The organism is Melioribacter sulfuriphilus (assembly GCF_051488685.1).
GTDB lineage: Bacteria > Bacteroidota > Ignavibacteria > Ignavibacteriales > Melioribacteraceae > Melioribacter.
Genome location: NZ_JBPSEH010000002.1, coordinates 354,622 through 381,251, shown reverse-complemented (window position 1 = coordinate 381,251; position 26,630 = coordinate 354,622). Strand labels below are relative to the sequence as shown.

At 36.8% G+C, this 26,630-nt stretch carries 18 protein-coding genes, 1 tRNA gene and 1 CRISPR repeat array; of the genes, 13 read left to right on the top strand and 6 right to left on the bottom strand.

The genetic code is table 11. From position 1 onward, the window contains the following. Positions 1 to 218 precede the first annotated feature (218 nt). From ACSSV9_RS04930 to ACSSV9_RS04905, 6 genes are all read left to right on the top strand, one after another. Positions 219 to 509: a 4Fe-4S dicluster domain-containing protein gene (locus ACSSV9_RS04930; RefSeq protein ID WP_437346118.1), complete on the top strand. Its 291-nt coding sequence runs from the start codon at positions 219 to 221 to the stop codon at positions 507 to 509. Then, entirely contained in the window at positions 506 to 1,579 is a 1,074-nt protein-coding gene (locus ACSSV9_RS04925; protein ID WP_437346117.1) for a 3-methyl-2-oxobutanoate dehydrogenase subunit VorB, read from the top strand. Before ACSSV9_RS04930 ends, ACSSV9_RS04925 begins: the two co-directional genes overlap by 4 nt. 38 nt (positions 1,580 to 1,617) lie before the next feature. After that, positions 1,618 to 2,403: a thiamine pyrophosphate-dependent enzyme gene (locus ACSSV9_RS04920; RefSeq protein WP_437346150.1), complete on the top strand. Its 786-nt coding sequence runs from the start codon at positions 1,618 to 1,620 to the stop codon at positions 2,401 to 2,403. Continuing rightward, positions 2,400 to 2,963, top strand: a complete 564-nt coding sequence (locus tag ACSSV9_RS04915) for a 2-oxoacid:ferredoxin oxidoreductase subunit gamma family protein (RefSeq protein ID WP_437346116.1) — start codon at positions 2,400 to 2,402, stop codon at positions 2,961 to 2,963. The genes ACSSV9_RS04920 and ACSSV9_RS04915 overlap by 4 nt, the downstream gene beginning before the upstream one ends. Positions 2,964 to 3,081: 118 nt before the next feature. Beyond that, positions 3,082 to 4,432: direct repeats of the CRISPR family, unit length 30 nt; unit sequence GTCTTAATCGAACTATAGTAGAATTGAAAG. 1,353 nt (positions 4,433 to 5,785) lie between these two features. Next, positions 5,786 to 6,370 (top strand): hypothetical protein, encoded by a 585-nt coding sequence (locus tag ACSSV9_RS04910; RefSeq protein WP_437346115.1) that lies wholly within the window; start codon positions 5,786 to 5,788, stop codon positions 6,368 to 6,370. Between the two features lie 13 nt (positions 6,371 to 6,383). Beyond that, a complete protein-coding gene (locus tag ACSSV9_RS04905) occupies positions 6,384 to 8,045 on the top strand; it encodes a glutamine--tRNA ligase/YqeY domain fusion protein (RefSeq protein WP_437346114.1) in 1,662 nt (553 codons plus the stop codon). Between the two features lie 47 nt (positions 8,046 to 8,092). Here ACSSV9_RS04905 and gltX read toward each other — a convergent pair whose 3' ends face one another. From gltX to ACSSV9_RS04875, 6 genes are all read right to left on the bottom strand, one after another. Then, a complete protein-coding gene (gene gltX, locus ACSSV9_RS04900; protein ID WP_437346113.1) occupies positions 8,093 to 9,541 on the bottom strand; it encodes a glutamate--tRNA ligase in 1,449 nt (482 codons plus the stop codon). 31 nt (positions 9,542 to 9,572) lie between these two features. Further along, on the bottom strand, positions 9,573 to 11,888 hold the full coding sequence (locus ACSSV9_RS04895) for an ATP-binding response regulator (protein WP_437346112.1): 2,316 nt from the start codon (positions 11,886 to 11,888) through the stop codon (positions 9,573 to 9,575). A 71-nt stretch (positions 11,889 to 11,959) separates the two neighbouring features. Beyond that, positions 11,960 to 14,101 carry a S9 family peptidase gene (locus ACSSV9_RS04890; protein WP_437346111.1) on the bottom strand — a complete coding sequence of 714 codons (2,142 nt, stop codon included), beginning with the start codon at positions 14,099 to 14,101 and terminating at the stop codon, positions 11,960 to 11,962. A gap of 53 nt (positions 14,102 to 14,154) precedes the next feature. Then, positions 14,155 to 14,823: an ATP-dependent Clp endopeptidase proteolytic subunit ClpP gene (gene clpP, locus ACSSV9_RS04885; RefSeq protein WP_437346110.1), complete on the bottom strand. Its 669-nt coding sequence runs from the start codon at positions 14,821 to 14,823 to the stop codon at positions 14,155 to 14,157. Beyond that, positions 14,813 to 16,123 (bottom strand): trigger factor, encoded by a 1,311-nt coding sequence (gene tig / locus ACSSV9_RS04880; protein ID WP_437346109.1) that lies wholly within the window; start codon positions 16,121 to 16,123, stop codon positions 14,813 to 14,815. Before tig ends, clpP begins: the two co-directional genes overlap by 11 nt. 30 nt (positions 16,124 to 16,153) lie before the next feature. Next, positions 16,154 to 16,236 (bottom strand) — tRNA-Leu (locus ACSSV9_RS04875). Positions 16,237 to 16,400: 164 nt separating this feature from the next. On the opposite strand from ACSSV9_RS04875, the gene ACSSV9_RS04870 reads away from it, so the two are divergent. From ACSSV9_RS04870 to ACSSV9_RS04840, 7 genes are all read left to right on the top strand, one after another. Next, positions 16,401 to 18,308: a protein kinase domain-containing protein gene (locus ACSSV9_RS04870; protein ID WP_437346108.1), complete on the top strand. Its 1,908-nt coding sequence runs from the start codon at positions 16,401 to 16,403 to the stop codon at positions 18,306 to 18,308. A 7-nt stretch (positions 18,309 to 18,315) separates the two neighbouring features. Continuing rightward, entirely contained in the window at positions 18,316 to 19,578 is a 1,263-nt protein-coding gene (gene murA / locus ACSSV9_RS04865) for a UDP-N-acetylglucosamine 1-carboxyvinyltransferase (RefSeq protein ID WP_437346107.1), read from the top strand. Next, positions 19,568 to 21,760: a tetratricopeptide repeat protein gene (locus ACSSV9_RS04860; RefSeq protein WP_437346106.1), complete on the top strand. Its 2,193-nt coding sequence runs from the start codon at positions 19,568 to 19,570 to the stop codon at positions 21,758 to 21,760. Before murA ends, ACSSV9_RS04860 begins: the two co-directional genes overlap by 11 nt. Then, positions 21,753 to 23,165 carry a CCA tRNA nucleotidyltransferase gene (locus ACSSV9_RS04855; RefSeq protein WP_437346105.1) on the top strand — a complete coding sequence of 471 codons (1,413 nt, stop codon included), beginning with the start codon at positions 21,753 to 21,755 and terminating at the stop codon, positions 23,163 to 23,165. Before ACSSV9_RS04860 ends, ACSSV9_RS04855 begins: the two co-directional genes overlap by 8 nt. A gap of 86 nt (positions 23,166 to 23,251) precedes the next feature. After that, positions 23,252 to 24,598: a TolC family protein gene (locus ACSSV9_RS04850; RefSeq protein ID WP_437346104.1), complete on the top strand. Its 1,347-nt coding sequence runs from the start codon at positions 23,252 to 23,254 to the stop codon at positions 24,596 to 24,598. Between the two features lie 15 nt (positions 24,599 to 24,613). Then, the gene (locus ACSSV9_RS04845; protein ID WP_437346103.1) at positions 24,614 to 25,888 is read left to right on the top strand and encodes an efflux RND transporter periplasmic adaptor subunit; all 1,275 of its coding nucleotides are present in this window, start codon (positions 24,614 to 24,616) and stop codon (positions 25,886 to 25,888) included. Positions 25,889 to 25,900: 12 nt separating this feature from the next. Further along, positions 25,901 to 26,623, top strand: a complete 723-nt coding sequence (locus ACSSV9_RS04840; RefSeq protein ID WP_437346102.1) for an ABC transporter ATP-binding protein — start codon at positions 25,901 to 25,903, stop codon at positions 26,621 to 26,623. Positions 26,624 to 26,630 lie beyond the last annotated feature (7 nt).

Sequence of the window (26,630 nt, the reverse complement as noted above, 5' to 3'; positions counted from 1 at the left end):
TAATATAAATTCAAAACCTTCCCTTTTAGGCTTTATTTTTTGCCAATAATCATTATTTTAAACAACAAATTTTGTATCTCTATTTTGGCATGTTAGTTTCTAATGAAGGAACTATGAAGCTATTACTAATTGAAATACTACTAATCTTATACCTTAAACCGAGGAAAGGTTATAGCAAAACTATAACCTTTTTTTATTTTAAATAAACTGAGGTAAATATGGCAAAAGTAAAAGGAGATATCCTGATTGATATCGAGAAATGCAAAGGGTGTGAAATTTGCACGGTTGCATGTCCGCAATCAACACTCGAGCTTTCCCGAAAGTTAAATTCGAAAGGGTATCATTACGTTGTTAAAGTCAAAGATAATTGCACAGGGTGTACAAACTGTGCTCTGGTTTGCCCAGAAGGCATAATCAGAGTTTATCGCAAGACCGATAAAGCGAAAAAAGAACACCTTGCGACAATAACCGACGTCAAAAATGATATAACAATAACGGTGCGGCAATGAAAAAAGAACTCCGTTTAATGAAAGGTAACGAAGCTCTGGCCGAAGCCGCAATTCGAGCCGGCTGCGATGGTTATTTTGGTTATCCTATTACTCCGCAATCGGAAGTATTAGAGTATCTTTCAAAAGAAGCTTATAAAAGAACTGGAATGGTCGTTCTACAGGCCGAAAGCGAAGTTGCATCTATTAATATGGTCTATGGAGCCGCTGGTACTGGTAAAAGAGTTATGACCTCTTCCTCCTCGCCGGGAATAAGTCTTATGCAGGAAGGAATTTCATACATCGCATGCGCTGAACTTCCCTGTCTAATTGTTAATGTTATGCGAGGTGGACCCGGTCTCGGGACAATTCAACCCTCGCAAGGAGATTATTTCCAGGCTGTTAAAGGCGGCGGACACGGCGATTATAAATTAATTGTTCTCGCTCCTTCGACTGTACAGGAAATGGTCGACTTCGTTCCCCTTAGTTTTGAACTCGCATTTAAATACAGAAATCCGGTCATGATCCTTGCTGACGGAGCTTTAGGTCAGATGATGGAAAAAGTCGAACTCTTTGAACCAATTCCACGCAAAACCAATATCGAGGAATGGGCTACAGTTGGCAAACCGAAAAATAGAGAGAGAAATGTGATTACTTCCCTTCATATAGAACCCGATAAAATGGAAGAGATTAACAATAAACTCCAAGCAAAGTACAGAGAGATAGAAAAAAATGAAGTCCGTTTTGAAATGATTAATTGCGACGATGCAGATATAATTATTGTCGCTTTTGGATTGGTTGCCAGAATTAGTTCGAAAGCTGCCGAACTTGCCCGCCAGAAAGGCTTGAAAGTCGGCGTATTCAGACCAATTACTCTTTATCCTTTCCCTTACGTTAAATTGAATGAACTTGCTAGTAATGTCAAAGGTATTCTCGTTACAGAAATGAATGCAGGACAAATGGTTGAAGATGTTAAACTTGCGGTCAATGGCAAAGTCGAAGTTCATTTCTACGGTAGAATGGGAGGAATTGTCCCATCTCCGGAAGAAATACTTACTCAACTTGAAGAAAAATTTTCGGGAGAATTGGTATGATCGACAATAAATTACAAGAAGAAAAACACTTCGAAGAAATGATTGCCGAAGAAAGCATCTGTGTTGAAGAAAATTTAGTCTACGACAGACCGAAGACCTTAATTGATACACCGATGCATTATTGCCCGGGCTGCGGCCACGGAGTAGCGCATCGTTTAATTGCAGAAGCTATTGACGAACTCGGAATTCAGGAGAAAACAATCGGTGTGGCTCCGGTTGGTTGTTCTGTTTTTGCATATAATTATCTAGACATCGATATGACCGAAGCAGCGCACGGCAGAGCTTCGGCTGTGGCTACTGGAATTAAAAGGATGCTGCCCGATAAATATGTATTCTCTTATCAAGGGGATGGTGATCTGGCAGCAATCGGTACAGGCGAAACTATTCATACATGTAATCGGGGCGAAAACATTTTAATCATCTTTATTAATAATGGTATTTATGGAATGACTGGTGGACAAATGGCCCCAACAACACTCGTTGGTATGAAGTCAACTACAAGTCCCGAAGGCAGAGTTCCCGAAATAATGGGAAACCCCCTCAAAATTACAGAGTTAATTGCGCAATTACCTGGAGTTTATTACTGCGCGCGTGTAGCAGTAAATACTCCTAACAATGTCAGAAAGGCAAAAAAGGCAATCCTCAAAGGCTTTCAATATCAAGACCATAAGAAAGGTCTCTGTTTTGTAGAAGTTGTTTCGAATTGCCCGTCAAACTGGAAAATGACACCAGTGGAAGCCAATAAATGGCTGGAAGAAAATATGTTGCACTTTTATCCACTCGGCGAACTGAAAGTTCCAGAAAATCAAGGAGAGAAGGAATGACCGAAGAAATTATTATTGCTGGATTTGGAGGACAGGGGGTTTTATCTCTGGGACAGATATTATCTTACGGCGGAGTTATCGAAGATAAAGAAGTCAGCTGGATGCCGTCATATGGTCCTGAGATGAGAGGTGGTACAGCAAATTGTATCGTAATTATCAGCGATACTAAAATTAGTTCTCCGATAATATCGAAATTCGACACATTAATAGCGCTAAATCAACCCTCGCTCGATAAATTTGAAAATTCAGTTAAAGCAGGGGGACTTTTAATCTATGAAGCCAGCACAATTATAAATCCACCCAAAAGGAGAGATATCGAAATATTGCCAATCGAAGCAGCAAACGAAGCTGCAAGTCTTAAGAATACGCGTGTGATGAACATGATAATACTTGGTGCCTATTTGAAGAAAAAGCCAATAATTTCTTTCGACACGGCACTCGAAGCTTTAAAGAAAGTTTTGCCCGAAAGATATCATCATCTAATTCCTCTAAATAAACAAGCAATTGAAATTGGTATGGACTTAGCAGAAAAAGCCATTAATGTCTACCAGAAATTATAATTTTCTAATTTTACGTAAAAAGTCGTCGACCCCCTGGGAATTTTGCATTATTGGAGGTCGACGACATTTTTTTAAAAAAATGCTTGCAAAATAATTTAAAAATGCAGAATTTTCAGGTGTCTTAATCGAACTATAGTAGAATTGAAAGAAATTCAACGCCTGGATTTTCAGGCAAATCAACTTTGTCTTAATCGAACTATAGTAGAATTGAAAGGCGATATTCGGCCTCTGAATAATTCTCTTTGTTGAGTCTTAATCGAACTATAGTAGAATTGAAAGTTAAGACTTGCTGAATTTGAGGATTGTTCTCAGATAGTCTTAATCGAACTATAGTAGAATTGAAAGTCGAACGACAGGGCGTCGGCTCGTATGCTTCTACACAGTCTTAATCGAACTATAGTAGAATTGAAAGATACTAAATCTAAATAATATCAGATGACAACGGAGCGTCTTAATCGAACTATAGTAGAATTGAAAGCCTTGCCGCCGCCGAAAAATATAACTAACAAATCAGTCTTAATCGAACTATAGTAGAATTGAAAGAAATGCGTTTGTTGTTTTGGTTGACAACTGCACTGAGTCTTAATCGAACTATAGTAGAATTGAAAGCCTTTCAGGATTATTGTGTATGAACCAGGTACTGCAGTCTTAATCGAACTATAGTAGAATTGAAAGATGCCCGCCGTCATTCTCTTGAGCAACGATTTTAAACGTCTTAATCGAACTATAGTAGAATTGAAAGTAAAAACATAGAGTTCGTTGAATCATTATTAGTATACGTCTTAATCGAACTATAGTAGAATTGAAAGAATACCGTACGGCTTGCGTAACGGTATAAAGCATCGTCTTAATCGAACTATAGTAGAATTGAAAGAGAAACGAGTTGGCTTCATTTTCGCAGGCAATCATAGTCTTAATCGAACTATAGTAGAATTGAAAGTGATTTGTTATGATTTATTTCTATGACTAACCAATCATGTCTTAATCGAACTATAGTAGAATTGAAAGGCTGTTCAAATCTTGCCTCAATTCGCTTTTTTACTGGTCTTAATCGAACTATAGTAGAATTGAAAGGTTTATATTTGGGAAGAGAACCAAGTCAATGGATATGTCTTAATCGAACTATAGTAGAATTGAAAGCATATATATTACAAAAATTATATCTGCATCTCCGGTAGTCTTAATCGAACTATAGTAGAATTGAAAGAATATTGTCTTTAGAGAAAAACTTCGACAGAAATAGTCTTAATCGAACTATAGTAGAATTGAAATAAAATTCGTACAAAAATCGTAGGGTTGAACTCTTCAGTCTTAATCGAACTATAGTAGAATTGAAATATTCGCTGTCCATCTTAAATTTGTTGCTTTAATTTCCGTCTTAATCGAACTATAGTAGAATTGAAATATAGATTCTTCTGCTATCACATATGCACCACCCAGTCTTAATCGAACTATAGTAGAATTGAAATTTTTTATTTTGGCGCCCGAAGGCGCCTTGAAATTTTAGTCTTAATCGAACCCCGTCAAAGACGGGCAGGTATAGTAGAATTGCCCCCGCCAACGGCGGGGGTCGCCGTTCGTCCCACTAAACGAGCGGGACTCATTCCGAAAATCAAATGGTCCGACGAGTCACGCAACGACGTGACGAGTCGTCCCGCCAACGGCGGGATTAATCGAACTATAGTAGAATTGAAATGATATTGCTTGCTGGATGTGCGAAAAGTTATATAGTCTTAATCGAACTATAGTAGAATTGAAATCTGAATGAATTCACGCGCTATTGTAGTCAATCTGCGTCTTAATCGAACTATAGTAGAATTGCCCCGCCAAAGGCGGGATCGTCGTTCGTCCCACTAAATGAGTGGGACTCACTCCGAAAATTGAGTGGCCCGACGAGTCACGCAACGACGGGATTAATCGAATCCGTCTGAGTCGGACAAGCCCCGTCAAAGACGGGCAGGTATAGTAGAATTGCCCCCGCCTATGGCGGGGTCGTCGTTCGTCCCACTAAATGAGTGGGACTCACTCCGAAAATTGAGTGGTCCGACGAGTCACGTAACGGCGGGATTAATTGAGTCCGTCAGGGTTCGGACAGGTCCGTCAGAGTCGGACAGGTCCGTCAGGGTTCGGACGAGTCCGTGAGAGTCCGACAAATATTGTAGAATTGCCCTCAAGTAGATATATCTTTACTATATGTTTTGGTTATTAAATTTTATACAGACGATTCCACAATATTGTAGAATAAATTAAACTCTATGTCAGCAATGTCAAGAAATTCAAAAATTGATCTGTATCCTGTTGGATCACGCTTCAATACGATAAAATGAGAAATTTGTTCTTAAATGCTCAATTTAAAGTATTCAATTCGATTATCTTGTCATTTTATAAATTTATTTATCCTTCAAAAAAATAGTAAAAATAAATAGTAGTAAATTACTAAACATACAATGTGCCTAGAATCATAAACTTGCGCTATATGAATGAAGCTGTATACCGATAGTAATGAAAAATTTTTCATATCGGGCAAAACTAAATAAAAGAAAACTTTTTCAAAAAAAATGAAAAAATAAAGTTACTTCGCTTTTTTAAATTCTCGATTTTAACCTGTAGGATAAAGGTCAATATTAATTATGGTAAACATTAAATGTAATTCTTTACATAAGTGTATGGTTACTGAATATGTAACATAACAATTGTTAAAAGTATAAAATTAGAAATCTGCAAAATGGTGTCATTAATAAAGTACAAAGAATAATTATGAAATTTACACAGAAGAATACCCCATTAATTTCTATATTTGTACTTAAATTTTTACGATTATTATGGAACTTGATTTAATTACAGATATACACAAGTATTGTGATAACTGGTGTGACCGGTGTATCTATACAACAAGATGTGAGCTTTTCATCGAAACAATTTATAAAAACGAAAGAAAAAAAGTCGTTTTTAATCCAGAAGGATTTTTTAATGTCCTTCGGAATTTATTTGCTCAGGCTTACGATTCTTTCGATGCTATCGAATATTACGGTCGAAACTTAATGGAACTTTCCGAACTTTATGCTAAGGAATGTAACAATTGGCTGGCAAAAAACGAATTGTTGATTAAGCAAAATAATAATAAGAATGCGGACATTTTAGAAGCTCTGGAAGTAATTCATTATTATCAGTATTTCATCTTACTGAAGTTGAAAAATTCCTACGAAAGTGATGACGATGAAAAGTTAATCCAGCTTAAACTTGCTGAAGTAGCAATATCACGTTCAATTTCTGCGTGGTATCTTATTTTTAAAGTAAATAGCTTCGAAGATATTGGTAACATTATCGGCATTTTAAAATCGATATTAATATTACTTAATGAAGAAAATAAAGAACTAAAAAATTATTTCAGACCATATTTTGATTAAACATGAGGACGTTATGGAAAAAGAAAAGCCGAAAAATTTTATTTATGAAATTATTGACGAAGATATTCGCACAAATAAATGGGGAGGACGTGTTCATACTCGTTTTCCTCCGGAACCAAATGGCTATCTCCATATTGGTCATGCCAAGTCAATTTGTTTGAACTATGGAATAGCTCGCGATTATAACGGTAAATTCAACCTTCGATTTGACGATACAAATCCAGAAAAAGAAGATACTGAGTACGTAGAATCGATTATCGAAGATGTCAAATGGCTAGGTGCTGATTTCGAAGATAGAATTTTTTATGCGTCTGACTATTTTGAACAGATGTACCAATATGCAGTAGAACTTATAAAAAAAGGGAAGGCTTACGTTTGCGATTTATCTGCCGAAGAGATACGGAAAACCAGAGGTACCTTAACCGAACCTGGTATAGAAAGTCCATATCGCAACAGGACAATAGAAGAAAATCTTGACCTCTTCGAAAGAATGAGAAAAGGGGAATTCCCGACGGGCTCGAAAACTTTGAGGGCAAAAATTGATATGGCGTCGCCGAACCTTAATTTGCGCGACCCTGTAATGTACAGAATTATCCATGCAGAACATCACAGGCAGGGCAATAAATGGTGCATTTATCCAACTTACGATTGGGCTCATGGTTTAGAGGATTCAATTGAGGGAATAACGCATTCAATTTGTACATTAGAATTTGAAAATCACAGACCTTTATACGACTGGTTTCTCGATGAATTGAATATCTATCATCCTCAGCAAATTGAATTTGCACGTTTGAATTTAAGTTACACTGTTATGAGTAAACGGCGTTTGCTTCAGTTAGTTAAAGAAGGCTATGTAGATGGATGGGATGACCCGCGCATGCCAACAATATCGGGTTTGAGAAGACGCGGCTTTACACCCGAATCTTTATGGAATTTTGCAGAGCTTGTAGGTGTGGCAAAGCGCGATGCCATGACCGACATTGCATTGCTCGAATTTGCAATTCGCGACGATTTGAATAAACGTGCAAAACGTGTCATGGCCGTGCTCGACCCCATTAAAGTTGTCCTTACAAATTACGAAGGCGAAGAGGAACTCGAAGCAGTTAACAATCCGGAAGACCCATCTGCAGGAACCAGAAAAATTAAATTTACTAAAGAACTTTTTATTGAAAGAGCTGACTTTATGGAAGAACCTCCCAAAGGATTCAAAAGATTAATACCCGGCGGCGAAGTAAGATTGCGATATGCTTACATAATTAAATGCGAAGATGTTATTAAAGATAAAAATGGTAATATTATAGAACTGAGATGCACATACGACCCCGATACAAAAAGCGGTTCGGGTTCAAGTAATAAAAAAGTTAAAGGAACCATTCACTGGGTCTCGGCTAAGTACGCTTTCAATGCAGAAGTTAGATTGTACGACAGACTATTTACCATTGAAGATCCCGCATCGAAAGAAAACTGGCTCGATTATATAAATCCACAATCACTTAATATTATTGAGAATGCTTATGTTGAGCCTTCTCTTAAAGATTCAAAACCAGGCGATATCTTCCAATTTGAAAGACAGGGCTATTTCTGTGTGGATTCAAAATATTCCACAGACGATAAGCTTGTATTCAATAGAACCGTTACATTAAAAGATAGCTGGGCTAAGAAAAAAGGGGAGTGATTTATTGAAGAAAGAACTGAGCAATCCAAAAGATTGCTCAGTTCTTTTTATTTAAGAGTATTGATAGCTTGATTAATCCTTTTTATTGTTTCGTCTTTCCCGATAATAAACAAAATGTCGTAAATGCCAGGTCCCGTACTCATTCCCGATAAAGCCAGACGAAGTGGATGAATTAATTTGCCGGCTCCAATTCCTAATTCATTGGCGGTTTCCTTTAAAGCTTTTTCGTAATCTTCTTTTGATGGATTCTCCAGTAGCGCAAATTTATCTCTTAATTTCTTCAATTGTTCAGGAGTTTCGGCTTTCCAGTTTTTCTCAATGGCTTTTTCTTCGTAAGACGAGGGGGTCTCAAAAAAATAAGGAGACTTAGTGATAAACTCGTTAACAAACGAAACTCGTTCTTTCATAGCATGAATTACATTGAGAAGATAATCATCAGATAAAGCTAAATCAGCATACTTGCTTTTACTCAATTCCTCTTTTAACAATGTTAACAAGTCATTATCGGATTTAGCTCGCAGGTGTTCTGCATTGAGCCAATTCAATTTTTCTATATCGAAGACTGCGCCTGACTTGTTAACTCTTTCGAGCGAAAATTTTTCAATTAATTCTTCGATGTAATAGAACTCTTTGTCATCTCCTGCATTCCAGCCCAGGAGAGCAACAAAGTTGATTAATGCTTCTTTCAAATAACCTTTGGCCCTGTAATCTTCTACTGCCACGTCGCCCTGACGTTTACTTAGTTTCGATCGGTCAGGATTGAGTAATAAGGGAAGATGCGCAAAAACTGGCGGTTCCCATCCCAGAAAATTATAGAGCAGAATATGTTTGGGAGTGGAAGAAAGCCACTCTTCGCCTCGAATAACATGACTGATTTTCATTAAATGGTCGTCGACTACATTAGCCATGTGATACGTTGGGTAGCCATCGCTTTTTATCAAAACCTGGTCGTCTATATTTTTGGAGTCGAATTCAACCGTGCCTCTTATAACATCTTCGAAGATGATTTTTTTACCAGGTTCTACATTAAGCCGTACTACATGTGGAATGTTTTGATCCAGCTTCTTTTGAATTTCTTCTTTTGAAAGATGAAGACAGTGTTTGTCGTATTTTGCCTGAGGTAATTTTTTAGCCATCTGTTCTTTACGAAGTTCTTCAAGTCGTTCCGGCGTACAAAAACAATAATAAGCATGTCCTGTGGATATCAATTCATCTGCATACTTTTTATAAATATCGAGCCGTTGCGATTGCATATATGGACCGAAATCTCCTCCTATATCTGGACCTTCATCGTAGTCGAGTCCGCACCACTTGAGTGAATTGATCAAATTTTCAACAGCACCTTCGACGTATCTATTTCTGTCGGTGTCTTCAATACGCAAAATAAACTTGCCGTTGTTTTTTCGGGCAAATAAATAATTATATAACGCAGTTCTCAATCCGCCCACGTGTAAATATCCCGTAGGGCTCGGAGCAAATCGTACCCTGATATTCATAACAATTCCCTAAATTAATTTGACGATTAGATTAACTGTTCGTGTAGTATTTAATTTTGTCGATAAACTCTTTGCTATCAATTGGTTTGGGAATATAATCGGTTGCGCCTGCTTCGAGACATTTTTCTTTATCGCCTTTCATAGCAAAAGCCGTGAGTGCTATTATTGGCACATTTTTATATTCGGGCATCTGTCGTATCTTTTCGGTAGCCTCGAATCCATTCATTATTGGCATTTGCATATCCATCAAAATCAAATCGAATTTTTCTTTTTTAGCCATATTGACCGCATCTTCACCATTTTCAACAACGACTATATCTTCAAAATTGTTTTTCTTCAGCAATCTTGTAACGATAATTTGCGAGTGCTTATAATCTTCCGCCAGCAATATTTTCTTTACTCCTTTTTTGGTAAGTACTTCTTCTTCCGGAGGTGGCACTTCGTATTGATTGATCATTTTGCGGATTGTATCTGCCAGATCTTCGATGTTAGTAGATCTCTTTTCGAGCAAATCGTCGAAAAGTCCTTCGATATTTTTAAGGTCTTCCTGATAGTTTTCTTTTCCAGTATAAATGATAATTGGAAGGTGTGCAAACTTCGGTTCCGATTTGATCAATTTTATCAATTCAAATCCGTTTGGATGAGGCATATCCAGATCGATTATTGCCAGGTCGATATCCTTCTCCTTTAATAAATCCATTACATTTGCTGAAATATTTTCCGCTACTGGTTTGAATCCAGCGGATTCAATTGCCTGTTTTATGAGATTGAGAGTCGGTACATCGTCGTCAACGCATAAGATATTTGAATTTTTTCTCAATTTATAACTTGTAAGAACTTCGACCAGATAGTTGTAATTTATCGGTTTGACGAAATATTCAACAGCACCCATCATAAATGCCTTTTGCTGTTCGTGTTCGATGGAGCAAACAATCACAGGAATATTTTTCGTTCTTTCGTGTTCGTGGATTTTTCTAAGAAGTTCGAGACCGTTTGTCTCGGGTAGCTCGATGTCCAAAATAACTGCCAGGAGCGATTCAGAATTAATGATATCGAAAGCTTCCTTTTCTGTTGAGACGATTATCGGTTTGTAGCCCCATTTATTCAAATAATTGCTCAACAATTTTGAGGTAGCATAATCGTCTTCGATTACCAAAACTTTGTTCTCTGTATCAGGTTTTGGAATATTGTTTAATGCTTTGTCAATTTCAGACATTATTGCTCCATCGATTGTTATTTTGAATATAAGCTGGTTGTTAAATTGAACAACACTTATATCTCCATTCAAAAGATTGAGATATTTTTTTGTTAAATATAAGCTTAATCCCGTTAAGTTGGAATTCTTAATTTCATTAATTTTTTTTATTACGAAAGGTTTGAAAAAATTTTTAATTACATCGGCAGGAATATCGATCGCATCTTTCGCGGTTAATGTAATTTCAATTCCTCCTGTTTGTTTGTTATTTCCCTTCAGGGCAAAATTGCCAGATGTCGATAGGAGCGATGCCGTATAGATGAGATTGCTGAATATGTATCTTAATTTGAATTCATCCGATTTAATCTTACCTTCTATTTGAATGTTAGTATCGAAGTAGAATTTGTTATTAGAACGATGCCGGAACAATTTAATTAAATCTTCCAGTATCGACGTTAAGTCGACCTCTTTCTTATTCACAGTATAGTCACCCGACAATATTCGTGTCGATTCTTTCAGGTCGTTTAAGTATAGAAGAATACTCTGAGCCGAGCGGCGTATAGGAGCATAGTTCTCGGGTTTCAAACCGGTTTCCGATTTCTCGGATAAGATCGTAACCGACCCGATAATTGAATTGGCTATATTTCTGATATCGTCCGAAAAATTGTTGACCAGCTCAAATAACTCGTAATTAGATTGATTGAATTTATACGCCGGCATCCTGAAGGAAAGGAGACGGCTAACTAATGCCGAAGCCGATTCGATATTCTGTTTGTCGTTTTTGTCAATTGGCGATTTTTTCGAAATCGAAAGGATGAATCGATTGCCGGCATTATCGTTCAACATCAAACACGCATTGAATTTCGAGGTGTCAGAAGGAATTCCGCAGTTGCTGTCGAAATTTAGTGTGTTACTAAGATTATTGTTAATTACCCTACAATTCGGACAGGAGTAATTAGTACTGGAGTTCAATGTGACATTGTCAGATTTACCAATGAGTTTAAGATTAGCTTTCTCCGAAATACTGAATAATGAAGCCGAATGGAGGTTGAAATTACGTACAAAAAAACGACAGACTTCGTTATAAAAAGACTCGTCGCCCGAAATTACAAATTCAATCAATTCTTCAATACCATTTATTAGATTCTTCATCCAGACAATCCTAAATAATACTTATAAAAATAATAAATTTATATTTTAAGAACATCATGAGAAGAGTTCCTCTATAAATTATCGATGAAATAATTGGTAATTTTAGTATAAAGATGCAGAGCATCGCTTCCGCTAACACCGTGTTCGTGTTTTATATAGGGGAAATAATCAAGAGGCTTGTTCAAGTGCATGGCTTTTTCTGCAAAAAGCAAAGTATGCTGCCATACGACAACCGGGTCGAAAGTGCCATGGACTAAAAGTAATTTCCCTTTTAGATTTTCCACATAGTTTAGAAGCGATGATTCTTTATAACCTTCGGGATTTGTTTCGGGTGTATCCATATATCTTTCTGTATACATTACTTCGTATAGACTCCAGTCGATCACAGCACCACCGCCTACCCCAGTTTTGAATTGGTTTCCGCTTCTCAGCATAAGAGAAGTTGCCATAAATCCTCCATAACTCCAGCCAAATACACCAAATCGGGAAGTGTCAACATAAGATAATTTTTTCAAGTAATCGACGCCGCATAACTGATCTTCAATTTCAACAGTACCTAATCTTCTAAAGGTTGCCTGTTCAAATTCGAGGCCACGGTTATCCGAGCCTCGATTGTCGAGCGTGAATACTATATAACCTTTCTGTGCCATCAAATAAAACCAGATGAAATATCTACCGTAGCCGAATGAATTAGTAATTAATTGCGCATGTGGTCCTCCATAAACATAGAATATTACTGGATATTTTTTTGCAGGATTGAAGTCAGGAGGAAGAATCATTCGGCAATACAAATCAATGCCTTCTTTATTTTTAATCGTAAAAATTTCTGTCTTTCCCAGATTATAATCAGCAAAAGGATTTTGAGCTGTAAGTAAATTTCTCAATGGCTCATTTAATTTTGTAAGAACTATTTTTCTCGGGATCTCGTAATTAGAAAAGTTATCGATGAAATATGTGCCATCATCGCATTTCTGTACATAGTGAGTGCCAGGTTCATCTGTGATTTTTTCGAGGTTGTTATTCTTTAAATCAAGTCGGTAATAATGTCTTTCAAGAGGTGATTCTTTCGTAGCTGTAAAAAAGAGATATTTTCCGTTTTTATCGAAACCATTGAACTCAGTGATTACCCATTCACCTTTTGTTAATTGTTTAATCAGGTTGCCTTCTGTATCGTACAGATAAGCGTGTTTATAACCGTCGCGTTCGGATAGCCAGACAAATTTGTTTATTGAACCAGGGAGAAAATAAAGTGGATTTTCCGGCTCGACGTATTCATTGTCTTTTTCTTCAAAAAGAATTTTTATCGGTTCGCCGGAACCAGCGTCGTATTTGATTAATTTCAGGTGGTTCTGGTCTCTGTTAAGATGAGCTATGTAAAAGTTATTTTCATCGGGCGACCAGGTAAGAGAAGTAAGATATTGATCTTTCGGCTCGCCTGTTTTTAACCAAGTCGTCGTTTCATCCTTTAAACTGTAAATTCCAACCGTTACATGGTGGCTTGTTTGACCAGCCATTGGATATTTTATATTCTTTATACGAGCTGGTTTAAATGAAATGTCGAGTAGAGGAAAATCCGTAACCATCCTCTGGTCCATACGGTAAAATGCTATAAAGTTCGAATTGAGTGACCAGAAAATGCCACTTTCAATCCCGAATTCGTTCCTGTGTACCGCTTGACCAGAAATAATATTACTGTCAGCTTCGTTAGTAATTGCTTTGTATTCTTTGCCATCCAGACTCACATATAAATTATTTTTAATTGTAAATGCCAGATATCTGTGGTTTGGAGCTACTGTTAAATTTTCTGCTTTATCAGGTGCCCGGTTAATAATATCTGCGTTCTGTGCAGATATATTTACTCGTATTAATTTATTTTCGTAAATGAAATTAAATTCATCTTTGTTTATCCATGAAATCGACGTAAAATAATTAATCTTTTCTTCTCCATTTTGAGATAGGAGCCTATTGATTTTTTCTAAAGATATAACAGTATCGTACTTTTCCGATTCAGCTGAACCTTTTATAATAAAATTATCTTTAACGAACGAAAATTCATGGCTGTCTGGTATCCATTTTAGTTGACTAAGATTTTCCGGCATAAGTTTGGTATACGCATTTGTTATTACGTCATCGATGGTAAAGTTTTTCTTCTGTGGATGAATAAAAGATGAGATTAGTAGAAAAAATACGATAGATAATTTAATGCGGGGCATAAATACCTCTAACATTTTTGGGTATTAAAAAAGGGGTTATAAAACCCCTTTTTTTATTTTTTCGATTTATTATCTGATGGATTAACACGGTGAGTCAGAATATTGTCAATCAGGTTATATTCTTTAGCTTCTTCTGCTGTCATGAAATAGTCCCTGTCGCAATCTTTAGCAATCTGTTCGTATGATTTTCCGGTATGTTCGGCAAGTATTTTATAAATAGTATCGCGTGTTTTAATCATTTCTTTAGCATGGATTTCGATATCTGTAGTTTGACCCTGCAAACCACCGACCCATGGTTGATGGATCATAATTTTTGAATGGGGGAGAGCTGAGCGTTTTCCGGTTTCACCTCCAGCAAGAAGAACAGCTCCCATACTTGCTGCAAGACCGACACAAATTGTGGAAACCTTCGAGCGGATATATTTCATTGTATCATAAATTGCCAGTCCCGCCGAAACGCTGCCACCAGGTGAATTTATGTAGAGATAAATATCTTTATCAGGATCTTCAGCTTCGAGGAATAATAACTGTGCAATAATAAGACTTGCAATATGGTCGTCGATGGCTGTTCCTAAGAATACTATGCGTTCGCGTAAGAGGCGAGAAAAGATGTCCATACCTCTCTCTCCGCGTCCCGTCTGTTCAATTACATAAGGAACCAGCTGATTGAATATTTCATGTTTTTTTATTGCTTCAATATCTGTAAAAAAATCATTTTTCATTTTCTTTATTCCCTTCTTTTTCCTTTTTCATTTCTTCTGGATCAACTTCCTTAACTACGGCATTTTCTTTCAAGAATTTAATTACTTTATCTTCGAGCAGATAGTCCGCTCTATTTGTGTCTTTGTAATATTTAACCAGTTTATCGACACTAATGCCAGTTTTTTCTGATTCTTCCTGGGCCAGATTTTGTAGTTCAGAATCTTCCACTTTGATATTTTCTTTTTCGGCAATATTTGTAAAAATAATTTGCCATTTTGCAGTCCATTCGGCTCGAGGTCTAAGGTAATCTGCAAGTTGTTTTTCGTCAATATTCTTTTGGCCGTATCGGCGTGCATTTTCTTTCTCCAATTCGATAAATCGTTTATGGAGCGATTCGACCAATCCCGTCGGAGGTGTAAAGTCGTTGTTCTTAACTACTTTATTCAATAACGAATTGGTAAAGATTTCGTCGGATTGTTTTTCGTAATATTTTCTGAAGTTGTTATGCAACAAACTGCGCAATTCGTCAATGGTTGAAGCTTTTTCGTTGGAGATTTTTTTGATCAAATCCTCGTTTAGTTCCGGTTTAATCAACTTCTCAATTTTTTTGATTTTTACTTCGTAGTTAAATTCCTGGCGATGAAGTTCTTCTCCATGATAATGTTCATCCACAAAACTGAAATTGAAAATGTCTCCTACTTTTTTGCCTCTCGCATTTTCGAATATTTGGGGATTAACTTTTTCGTCGTTAAGATTGATTGTTATGTTTTCGCTTCTTTGATTTGGAACGGGATTTTTCGATTCATCGAGTTGCTGCAGATCGACAGTTATCCTGTATTCTTTCGACTCGACAGATTCAGCTTCTTCGTACTTAGTATGTGGCGCTATGAGATATTCAATTTCTTTTTCAATTTCCTCGTCTTTTACTTTAAATACCGGTTTTTCAACTTCTATTCCTTTATAATCTTTCACATCTACTTTCGGCATTATTTCATATTGAATTTTGAAGTGAAGTTTTTCGCCAATATTAAAGTCGATATCTGTCAGTTGAGGAGTACTGATTGGCTGAAGATTCTCCTGGTCGACTATATCCCAGAATTTTTTAGTGGCTATTTTTTCGGAAGCTTTATATTCGATAGCTTCTCCGTAAAGCTTTTTTATAATTGAAAGTGGGGCTTTACCTTTTCTGAAACCGTCAATCGAAATATTTTTTCTTTCTTCTTCGTAGGCTTTTTCAATTTCGGGTTTAATTTCGTCGTAAGATAATTTTACTTCGAGTTCCTGTAATGAATCGGATATTTGATTTACCTTGAATTCCAAATATACCTCTGACCTTTAGTGATGAAATAGTGCGAGAGGGGGGACTCGAACCCCCACGTCTATGCGACACTAGATCCTAAGTCTAGCGCGTCTACCAATTCCGCCACTCTCGCAATGACTTGCAAAAATATGCAAATAAACTCAAAAATAAAAGAGGGTGCAAACCGTGCTTTTATGAAATTCTGTAAATCCTCACGAAATTGCTATTTTAATAACTACTTACAAAGCATGTTATATTAATAATTTTTTATATTGATTGGTCAATTTTAATGGGCTTATGCAAAATCTTATCGGAATTCAAATTGATAATTATAGGATTGTCTCTATACTGGGCAAAGGTGGAATGGGGATAGTCTACAAAGCTTACGATACTAAACTCGACCGCTTTGTAGCAATCAAAATGTTGAATTCCGACATGTACGACCGTCTCAAATTTATTGAACGATTCAAAAGGGAAGCGAAAAACCAGGCTAAGTTGTCACACCCAAACATCGTTACTGTTTATGGCTTTATCGAATACGATAATCTGCTTGGTATAGTAATGGAATACGTCGAAGGGGAAAGCCTCGATAAAATTATAAAGAGACAGGGCAGATTTAATCTTTACGACGTGTTTTATATACTTAAACAAATTTTGCTGGGACTCGGTTATGCCCATTCCAAAGGTTTCGTTCACAGGGATATAAAACCCTCTAACATTGTGCTGAATAAAGAAGGTGTAGCCAAGGTGATGGATTTTGGCATATCGAAATCGTTGTTTGATGATACTGCAGTTACGAAGACAGGCGCAAAAGTCGGCACCGTCTATTATATGAGTCCCGAACAAATAAAAGGTTACGACGTTACTAACAGAAGCGATATCTACTCTCTTGGTTGTACGGCATATGAAATGATCGTTGGAAAACCTCCTTTTGATTACGAGAGCGAATATGAAATAATGGATAGTCACCTAAAAAAAGCGCCACCTAAAGTTTCATCGGCAATTGCAGGGATTCCTGATATGGTCGACGAATTAATTTTAAGAGCAATGGCTAAAAATCCTAACGATAGGTATTCAACCTGCGAGGAAATGTACAACGAGGTCCAGCGCGTCGATCAGCAGGTAGCAAAACTTTATACAAATTATTTTAGAAAAACAGAGGCTCGATCTGCCACGTATAAATTTATGTCCGCCTCAGCGTTCGCTCTCTTTTTTATTGTGCTTATTGGAATTTCGTATTTCGTTTACACTCAGGTAGATGAATTGTTAAAGAGTAATGCATTGGAAGAATTGAAAAAGTACAATATAGAAGCTCTCTTTTCTTCGCCCGAAGACGAATTTAATTTCAAAGAAATTGTCAGAATAAATTCGCCTGTTAATGTAAACCTTAATGGCATTTCCTTTTCCGGAAATACTTTTGCAGTGGCTGTAGGGGACTCTGGTGTTATACTAACTTCTAATGACAATGGTAAAAACTGGAAGTTGGTTAATTACGATAAAAAAGTTAATCTGAGCGATGTCTATTGTTCACCGCTCGGCAAGACAATTATTATTGGAGATTCATCCACGATTTTATACAGCACAAATTTTCTCGATTCGATAAGCACTGTTCAAGTCAAAGGTGGATATACTTTTTTCAAAATTAAATTTATTGATGAACAAATCGGTTTTATTACAGGCAACGACGGTCTTATTTTGAAAACAGTCAACGGAGGAATAAGCTGGTATAAAGTAGTTACGAACGCAAAAGATTTGATATTCGACATCGATTTTGTAAACGAAAGGAATGGAATAGCCGTCGGCTGGAACGGACTAATACTCATGACAGAAAACGGCGGTGAAAGCTGGAAACCGATAGAAAAGATTAAATTTGACAATTATATTAAATCGATCGACGTTACGAAACAAGGTTATTGCCTGGCAGCGGGAGGCGATGCAACTATTTTGCGATCTTCCGATTACGGTAAAGATTGGGAAATAGAAAAAGTAGCTGAATTAGGCGGCTTACAAAAAGTTCTTTTTATTTCCGATAATTATGCAGTTGCGACCGGCAGTAAAGGTATTATTATGTTTTCGAAAGATAAAGGTAAAACATGGAACCTGCTCGACAGCAGGATTTATTCCAATATGAACGACCTGGAATTGAATCCAGAACGAGAACTTTTTATAGTTGGTGTAAATGGTTTGATCATTAAAATATTTTAGAGGTCCTGTGGAAAAGTTCATAATAAAAGGCGGCAAAAAACTTGAGGGCAAAGTTGAGGTAAGCGGTGCAAAAAATTCAGCATTGGCACTCATGCCAGCTACTCTTTTAAACGAAGGAATTAATACAATCGAAAGCGCACCCGAAGTCAACGATATCTATACGATGATGAAATTAATGACAGAGCTGGGTTCGAATATTAAGTTCGAGGATTATACGCTTACAATCGACAATTCGAGAATTAATAATCAGGTAGCGCCGTATGAATTAGTTAAGAAAATGAGAGCATCGATCTATGTCTTAGGGCCATTATTGACGCGTTTTGGTTATGCTAAAGTTTCCATGCCGGGTGGATGCGCCTGGGGTCCACGCCCAATTAATCTTCATCTTGAAGCGATGAAAAAATTGGGAGCAGAAATCGAGCTCGAACTCGGTTATATTATTGCTAAGTCCAAGCGTCTACACGGCACAAAAATTCATTTCGATATTCCTTCGGTAGGTGCCACTGGAAATACGCTTATGGCTGCGTCACTTGCAAAAGGAACAACTTTGATTTCCAATGCTGCAACAGAACCCGAAATTGTCGCACTTGAGGAATATCTTACCCGAATGGGTGCTAAAATTAATGGAATCGGTACAAAGATAATCGAAATTGAAGGCGTAGATTCTCTAACCCCAGCTAATTTTTTAAACATCCCTGACCGAATTGAGGCGGGCACTTTATTAATTGCAGCAGGAATTACAGGTGGCAACATTACTCTTACCAATGTGATTTCGAAACACCTCGAAACTATTTTGATTAAACTGGAAGAAGCAGGTTTTTATATTCAAAATAATGAAAGAGAAATTAAGCTCAGCTCGACTGATTTAATTTCAAATGTGGATGTAACCACCGATGTTTATCCTGGATTTCCTACCGACATGCAAGCACAATGGATTGCTTTAATGTCGCTGGCAAAAGGGACATCTACTATTACAGACACTATTTATCCAGATAGATTCAATCATGTACCTGAATTGATAAGATTGGGTGCAGATATCGAAGTGGTCAATAACAGCGCTGTGGTTAAAGGAGTAGAAAAATTAACCGGTGCAAAAGTCATGTCGACAGATTTGAGAGCAAGTGCCTCTTTAGTAATTGCGGGACTGGCAGCAGAAGGAACGACGGAAATTCTGCGTATTTATCATATCGATAGAGGATATCAGAGAATCGAAGAAAAATTAAAAGCTCTTGGCGCCGATATCGAAAGAGTAGTAACCGATGAGTATTAAAAAGTTCTACTGGGGCCACAGGTATTTCTATGTATTGTTTTTTTTGCTGGCTCTCTTTGAACTGTTGCTTTCAAGATTCCCACTGCTAAACACATTCGACTATGAATTTTCCGCTTTGAATGGCATAGTGTTATTTATTGTCGGTGGTCTGATCTTCTTGAAATTTTCAACGGATCTAAATTCTGTTATTTCAGCATACCGGGAAGTTGCACTAAAATTGTTAATTGCAGCTGGTTTGGTTCTGGCAAACGGAGTATTTTTTTACCTGTTTATTAATCGCTGTTCGATTCTATATGGCTTTGCTTTTTATTTCGTTATTACTCTGCCTTCTCTTTTTAATGGCACCGTAATGGCATATATAATCAAACTAATTTTTAGAAAATATAATTTTCTCATTCTTATACTATCTTCAATAATTTTGTTCTCATTATCGTTAATCGAATTTTATTTATATCCTCAACTTTATTTTTATAATCCACTCTTTGGATTTTTTTCAGGCACACTGTACGACGAGAGCATTGTCGTAACAAATAAACTTATTCTCTACAGAGTACTTAATTTATTGATAGGTCTGGGAATATTGCGGGCGGTAATTGAAGTAAAGAAAAAGAAAATTTTAAACGACGTCTTAATCATCACTTTAGTCGTTACGATTTCATTCATTTTCTGGATACTTAAACCTGCATTCGGATTTGCCACAAATGTCGATTCACTAAAGAATAAGCTCGGTCAACAAATTGAAACTCTTCATTCACAAATATATGCCCCTCCCGATTACGAAAATGGAAAGTATGCTGCTCTCATTTACGAATATTATTACGAAAGACTTGGAGAACTATTCAAATTGGACGGAGAACAGATGGAAGTATTTGTATTTAAAGATAACCAGCAGAAAAAAGATTTGTTCGGTAGCGGGAGTGCGGATGTAGCAAAACCGTGGAGGAAACAGATTTTTACTGATATTAGCAGCCTTGAATCCACTTTGAAACATGAGATGGTTCATGTTTTAATGGCAAAATATTCTAATCCACCATTTTATATCCCTTTAAATCCAGCTCTTCTGGAAGGCGTTGCATCTGCATTGGACAACAATTATTACGGTTATCCCTTGCATTTTATGGCAAAGACTGCATTCGATAACGGCTATCGCATGGATATTAATAAATTATTTTCGAATTATTCTTTTTATGCAAATTATGCTGGATTATCGTATGTCTATGCTGGTTCGTTCGTGAAATACTTAATTGATAAATACAGTATAAAGAATGTTATCGAGTTTTATAGCTCGAACGATTTTATAAAAGCATTCAATTTACCACTCGAAGAAGTCGTCGAAGAATATTACAGTTTTCTTAGAAGTCTTCCTGAAACAACGAATAAAGAAGCTGCTCAACTTTATTTCGGTGGTAAGCCGATCTTTAAAAAAACTTGTGTACGTTATGCTGCACGCGAAACAAACAGAGGTTATGAGTACTATAATCAGGGCGATTTTTTGAAATCGACTCAAATATTCGAAAACATTTATTCGAAAACAAAATCGTATTCATCGTTAGCAGGATTGATAAAATCTTACATTGCACAAAAGAAATATTCGGGAGCCAGAAAAATTCTTTCAAACGAAATTAAATACTTTAAAGAAACTCCTTATATTTACGCATTAAAATTATTTTATGGTGACGTTTCTGCTTTAAATGATGATTATGAGGGTGCTCTCGGTTTATTCAAGGAAATTAGAAGTATGAATCTTAATCCTGAATACTATTTCATTTCTTCATTAAGAATATTTTTAGTTGAGCAAAACCGAATCAAAGAATTTCTGATGGGAGATAGAACCATAAGAAAAAAAATATTATACGATGCTTTGCAGGACGGTAATTATGAAGCCTTATATGAGTTATGCAACATGATGGATTCTGAAGATGAATATTTACATGTATTTAATAATTACCTGAATGTTGATAAAAACAATGTAAACAATTTGTACCTGCTAATTAAGTTATCGCGTTGTGCCTTAAAAGGGGGATACCACCAAATTGCAAAAAAAATTGCAGTGAAAGCTGCAGAAGGTATTAACGATATTTATTGGCGGGAAACGACTGTCGAGAATCTCAGAATGGTCAATTGGTTCGTCAATTTCGCAGAGGTAACAGAATACAAAATAACAACTCCGAATTATGATTGATATCAAAAATACACTAACCAGATACGATTTTTTAAAAAAATTTACCGAACTGGCTTATAAAAGGAATGAAAAAGTCTACCTCGTTGGAGGATTTGTAAGGGATGTCATTTTGAATAGAAGTAGAGAGGAAATGGATTTTTTGATTGTAGGCAACGGACCCGAATTTGCTCAAGAATTAGCGAAAGAATTTAATGTTGGTAATGTTACTATTTATAAGAATTTTGGCACAGCTCATTTCAATTACAATGGAATTTCTTTTGAATTTGTTGGCGCAAGGAAGGAATCGTATAATCGAAACAGCCGAAATCCTAAGGTCGCTCCAGGTACTCTGGAGGACGATTTGAACAGAAGAGATTTTACAATAAATACTTTGGCACTTTCGTTGAATAAAGATTCATTTGGAGAATTGATTGATCGATTCGGCGGACTTAATGATATTGAAAACAAGATTATAAAAACTCCGTTGGATCCTGTAGCTACTTTCGACGACGACCCGCTAAGAATTATGAGGGCTATTCGATTCGCTGCACAATTGGGCTTCAGTATAGAGGAAAAAACTCTACAAGCCGCATCAATGATGGCAGAACGCCTCAAAATTGTGTCACAGGAGAGAATTACCGATGAGTTCTTTAAAATTCTATCAACGCCTGTACCGTCGATTGGACTAAAATTAATGTATGAAAATGGAATTATGAAAGTTGTGTTTCCTGAGGTAGATGAATTGGGTGGTGTTGAACAACGTAAGGATTACCATCACAAAGATGTTTTTTATCATACATGTATTGTAGTTGACAACCTTGCAAAAGTAACTGATAATATCTGGCTGAGATTTGCCGGATTAGTTCACGATATCGCAAAGCCGCAAACAAAAAAATTTGTTGAAGGAATCGGATGGACATTCCACGGTCACGAAGAATTGGGCGCAAGAATGATGAAAAGTATATTTACTAAGATGAAATTGCCCATGAATAAACTTCATTATGTCGAAAAATTAGTTCGACTACATATGCGTCCCATTGCGCTTGTGGAAGAGCACGTTACCGATTCAGCAGTAAGAAGATTGGCTGCCGCTGCAGGCGAGGACCTCGACGACTTAATTACATTGTGTCGTGCAGATGTAACGGGTAAAAATCCCGAAAGAGTAAGTAAATATTTGTCGAATTACGATCGAGTAATGGAAAAAGTTAAAGAAGTTCAGGAAAAAGATCGCTTGAGAGCTTTCCAGTCACCTGTGCGTGGAGACGAAATTATGAGGGTCTGTTGTATTCCTCCTTCTAAAACTGTGGGTGAAATAAAAAAAGCAATCGAAGAAGCTATACTCGACGGCAAAATTCAGAATAATTATGAAGATGCCTATAATTACTTTTTGCAAATTAAAGACGAATATTTAAAGAAAGAAAAATAATTTTTACGATGTTGAAACTTTCCTCTTAATATGACGTCGTAATCAATGTAAATTAGGTGCAAATTAAGAGCACAAAAGGAGTGATAATGAAAAAAATAATTCTGCTAATCTTAATAATTCTGACTGCCATCCCTTTAATGGCACAGAAAAAGTTAACACTCGATAAGGCAATATCGATTGCGTTAAATCGCAATACTAATCTGATTAAAACGCAGAATAATCTCGAATCGAATTACTCTCAACTAAAAAATGCATATGGTGAACTTCTGCCGTCGTTCGGCCTGCAAGCACAATGGAACTGGCAGCGAGTTAATGACGTGGGCGGTACCCAGAGAGATTTCTTCGGCAATGTTGTCGAAATCCCTCCTTCTCAAACTGATAGCCGCTACTATTCGGTAGGAATGGGTGGTAATTTAGTTTTGTTCGACGGTCTTGCAAATATTTCCAATATCTATCAGAAAAAATATAATATAAAAGCTGCCGAGTATAATCTCGAAAAAGTAAAACAAAATGTGGTTTATGAAACAACAGATTATTTTTATCAGGTCTTAAATGCACGTGAATTGATGAAGGTTCGTGAAGAAAATGTTAAGTATTATCAAAAGTTTTACGAAACAGTTTATGAGAAAAATAAATTGGGTGCTGTGGCAAAAGCTGACGTCTATACCGCTCAGGTTCAACTCGGCAATGCTGAGCTCCAATTAATTCAAGCGCAAAATACATACGAAACAGCTTTGAGCAATTTACTTAATTTCCTGGGACTAGACGTACTTGAAGATTATGAACTTGTCGATCCATTCGAGGGAAAGAAAAGTATCGATACCGATTTTTATATGAAGGATTTCGAAGACATTCAAACAATGGTTAATTATGCAATGCAAAACAGGAACGACTATAAAAGTATGGAATTTAATCTGAGTTCGGCACAAAAAGGACTCCATATTGCCCGTACAGGTTTATTTCCCACACTCTCGGCAAATTATTCCTGGTCTACTTCTTCTGTCGATGTCAATAAGTTATTCGATAGGAAAGTATTCTATATCGGAGCAACATTGAGCATACCGATATTTTCTAACTGGTCTACCGAAAATCAAATTCAACTGGCTGAAGTCAATCTTAAAAATATCAATGAAGATTTGAATGCACTTGAAAGACAGATTAAGATCGAAATTAAACAGGGTTATCTTGACCTTACTGCAGCCAAGAAGAGCCTGGATGTTGCCACTAAAAATGTGCAGGCTGCCGAAGAAAATCTAAAATTGAACCAGGAACGTTACAATCTGGGCGCAGGCACTATTCTCGAAGTTCTCCAGGCTGACAGGGATTACATCGATGCTGTTAGAAACAAAATTAATGCATTGTATGACTTCTACACAAAGTACGACAGATTACAAAATTCTCTCGGTAAATTAGATTACAAAAAATTTGAATAAAAGGAGTAAATTAAAATGGCTAATGGAAATAAGAAATCCAGAAAAAAATTATTTGTTTTTGGCGGACTTGGATTGTTGGTTATAGTTGTAATTCTATTGGTAGCGTTCGCAGGTAATAAGGAAGAAATTATCTCTGTGCAAACCGAAAAAGTATCACGAAGGACAATTACACAGGTTGTAACGGCAACAGGAAAAATTAATCCCGAATTTCAGGTTAAAATTGCCGCTGAAGCCACAGGCGAAATTGTAAGTCTGTTGGTTAAAGAGGGAGACAATGTTAAAAAGGGACAATTGTTGTTGCGTATAAAACCCGATATTTATGAAGCTCAAAAAAACAGTGCCGAAGCCCGATTACAACAAGCTCGAGCTTCGTTGAATTCTACTAAAGCTTTGCTCGAAAAAGTTGAATCCGATTATAAACGAGTTCAGGAATTGGCTCAAAAAGGTCTGGCAAGTGATGCCGAACTGGAAGCTGCGCGTTCAAATTATTTACAAACACTCGGTAATTACGAATCGCAAAAATCATTAGTATCGCAATCAGAAGCAGCTCTAAAAGAAGCAACTGAGACTTTGAATAAAACTTATGTCTACGCTCCGATGGACGGCACCATAAGCAAATTGAGTGTCGAACTGGGCGAAAGAGTTATCGGCAGCGGCTTTACTGGGACAGAACTTCTTACAGTGGCAGATTTGAATAATATGGAAGCTACAGTTGAAGTTGATGAAAACGATGTAGTACTTGTTTCAATAGGTGATACGGCAAAAATTAATATCGATGCTTTCGGAGATAAAATATTTAAAGGCGTTGTCACACAAATAGGCAACAGCGCTATCACCACTGGTACAGGTACACAGGATGAAGTTGTCAATTTTGAAGTTAAAATTCGTTTAATCGACAAAGATGATAAAATACGTCCTGGAATGTCGTGTGATGCAGATATTGAAACCGAAACTAAAGAAAATGTTATTGCGGTACCAATTCAAAGTGTAACTGCCAGAGCGCCGAAACCCGTAAAACATCAAGAAGGTGAGGAAGGGGTTATAAATGAAAACAATAAGAAAAATAATAAACCCCAGGAAGTAGTATTTATTGTTGAAAACGGAAAAGCAAAAATGGTTAAAGTGAAAACAGGTATAAGTGACGATAACTATATTGAAATTATTGAAGGACTCAAAGGTAATGAAGAAGTCATTAGCGGTCCTTATCGTGCTATTTCGAAAGAACTTGAAGACGGGAAAACTGTTACAGTTACATCCGGCAAAACAAAATTGGCACAAAACGAAAAATAAGGCGGTAATGCTATGAACATAATCAATATAGAACATATTGCAAAAATATATCAGGTTGGCAGTGAGGAAGTTCATGCTCTTAGAGATGTATCGTTACGAATCGAAAAAGGTGAATATGTGGCTATAATGGGGCCTTCTGGTTCAGGAAAATCGACTTTAATGAATATTCTCGGTTGTCTTGACACTCCAACAAGAGGTTTATATGAATTCAAGGGCGTAAACGTAAGTGAAATGAGCGATAATGAACTGGCTGCAATTAGAAATCGCGAAATCGGTTTTGTGTTTCAGACTTTTAATCTGTTGCCACGCTCGGACGCATTACATAATGTTGAACTTCCATTGATCTATGCAGGTGTTCCGGCTCATGAAAGAAAAGAAAAAGCGCGCCTGGCTCTGGAACATGTAGGCCTGGCCGACAGAATTCATCATAAACCAAATGAGCTTTCGGGCGGTCAACGTCAGCGTGTGGCAATTGCAAGAGCGCTTGTTACCGAGCCCGCAATTATACTTGCAGATGAACCGACTGGTAATCTCGATACTAAAACCGGCGAAGATATTATGGCGCTTTTTAATGAAATTTATGAGCAGGGAAATACAATTATTCTTGTTACTCACGAAGAATATATTGCCGAACATGCAGAAAGGATCATCAGAATTCGTGATGGTTTAATTGAAAAAGACGAGAAAGTTGTCAATAGATATATTCCTCAGAAAAACGGCGCCTCAAAATTATAAAGGAGCT

What these genes read in the sequence shown, in the direction of transcription:
- ACSSV9_RS04855 (WP_437346105.1), top strand. Translation starts at nt 21,753, where the DNA reads ATGATTGATATCAAAAATACACTAACCAGATACGATTTTTTAAAAAAA.
- gltX (WP_437346113.1), bottom strand. Translation starts at nt 9,541, where the DNA reads ATGAATATCAGGGTACGATTTGCTCCGAGCCCTACGGGATATTTACAC.
- ACSSV9_RS04870 (WP_437346108.1), top strand. Translation starts at nt 16,401, where the DNA reads ATGCAAAATCTTATCGGAATTCAAATTGATAATTATAGGATTGTCTCT.
- ACSSV9_RS04910 (WP_437346115.1), top strand. Translation starts at nt 5,786, where the DNA reads ATGGAACTTGATTTAATTACAGATATACACAAGTATTGTGATAACTGG.
- clpP (WP_437346110.1), bottom strand. Translation starts at nt 14,823, where the DNA reads ATGAAAAATGATTTTTTTACAGATATTGAAGCAATAAAAAAACATGAA.
- ACSSV9_RS04840 (WP_437346102.1), top strand. Translation starts at nt 25,901, where the DNA reads ATGAACATAATCAATATAGAACATATTGCAAAAATATATCAGGTTGGC.
- ACSSV9_RS04930 (WP_437346118.1), top strand. Translation starts at nt 219, where the DNA reads ATGGCAAAAGTAAAAGGAGATATCCTGATTGATATCGAGAAATGCAAA.
- ACSSV9_RS04890 (WP_437346111.1), bottom strand. Translation starts at nt 14,101, where the DNA reads ATGCCCCGCATTAAATTATCTATCGTATTTTTTCTACTAATCTCATCT.
- ACSSV9_RS04860 (WP_437346106.1), top strand. Translation starts at nt 19,568, where the DNA reads ATGAGTATTAAAAAGTTCTACTGGGGCCACAGGTATTTCTATGTATTG.
- ACSSV9_RS04925 (WP_437346117.1), top strand. Translation starts at nt 506, where the DNA reads ATGAAAAAAGAACTCCGTTTAATGAAAGGTAACGAAGCTCTGGCCGAA.
- ACSSV9_RS04920 (WP_437346150.1), top strand. Translation starts at nt 1,618, where the DNA reads ATGATTGCCGAAGAAAGCATCTGTGTTGAAGAAAATTTAGTCTACGAC.
- ACSSV9_RS04850 (WP_437346104.1), top strand. Translation starts at nt 23,252, where the DNA reads ATGAAAAAAATAATTCTGCTAATCTTAATAATTCTGACTGCCATCCCT.
- ACSSV9_RS04905 (WP_437346114.1), top strand. Translation starts at nt 6,384, where the DNA reads ATGGAAAAAGAAAAGCCGAAAAATTTTATTTATGAAATTATTGACGAA.
- ACSSV9_RS04895 (WP_437346112.1), bottom strand. Translation starts at nt 11,888, where the DNA reads ATGAAGAATCTAATAAATGGTATTGAAGAATTGATTGAATTTGTAATT.
- ACSSV9_RS04845 (WP_437346103.1), top strand. Translation starts at nt 24,614, where the DNA reads ATGGCTAATGGAAATAAGAAATCCAGAAAAAAATTATTTGTTTTTGGC.
- ACSSV9_RS04915 (WP_437346116.1), top strand. Translation starts at nt 2,400, where the DNA reads ATGACCGAAGAAATTATTATTGCTGGATTTGGAGGACAGGGGGTTTTA.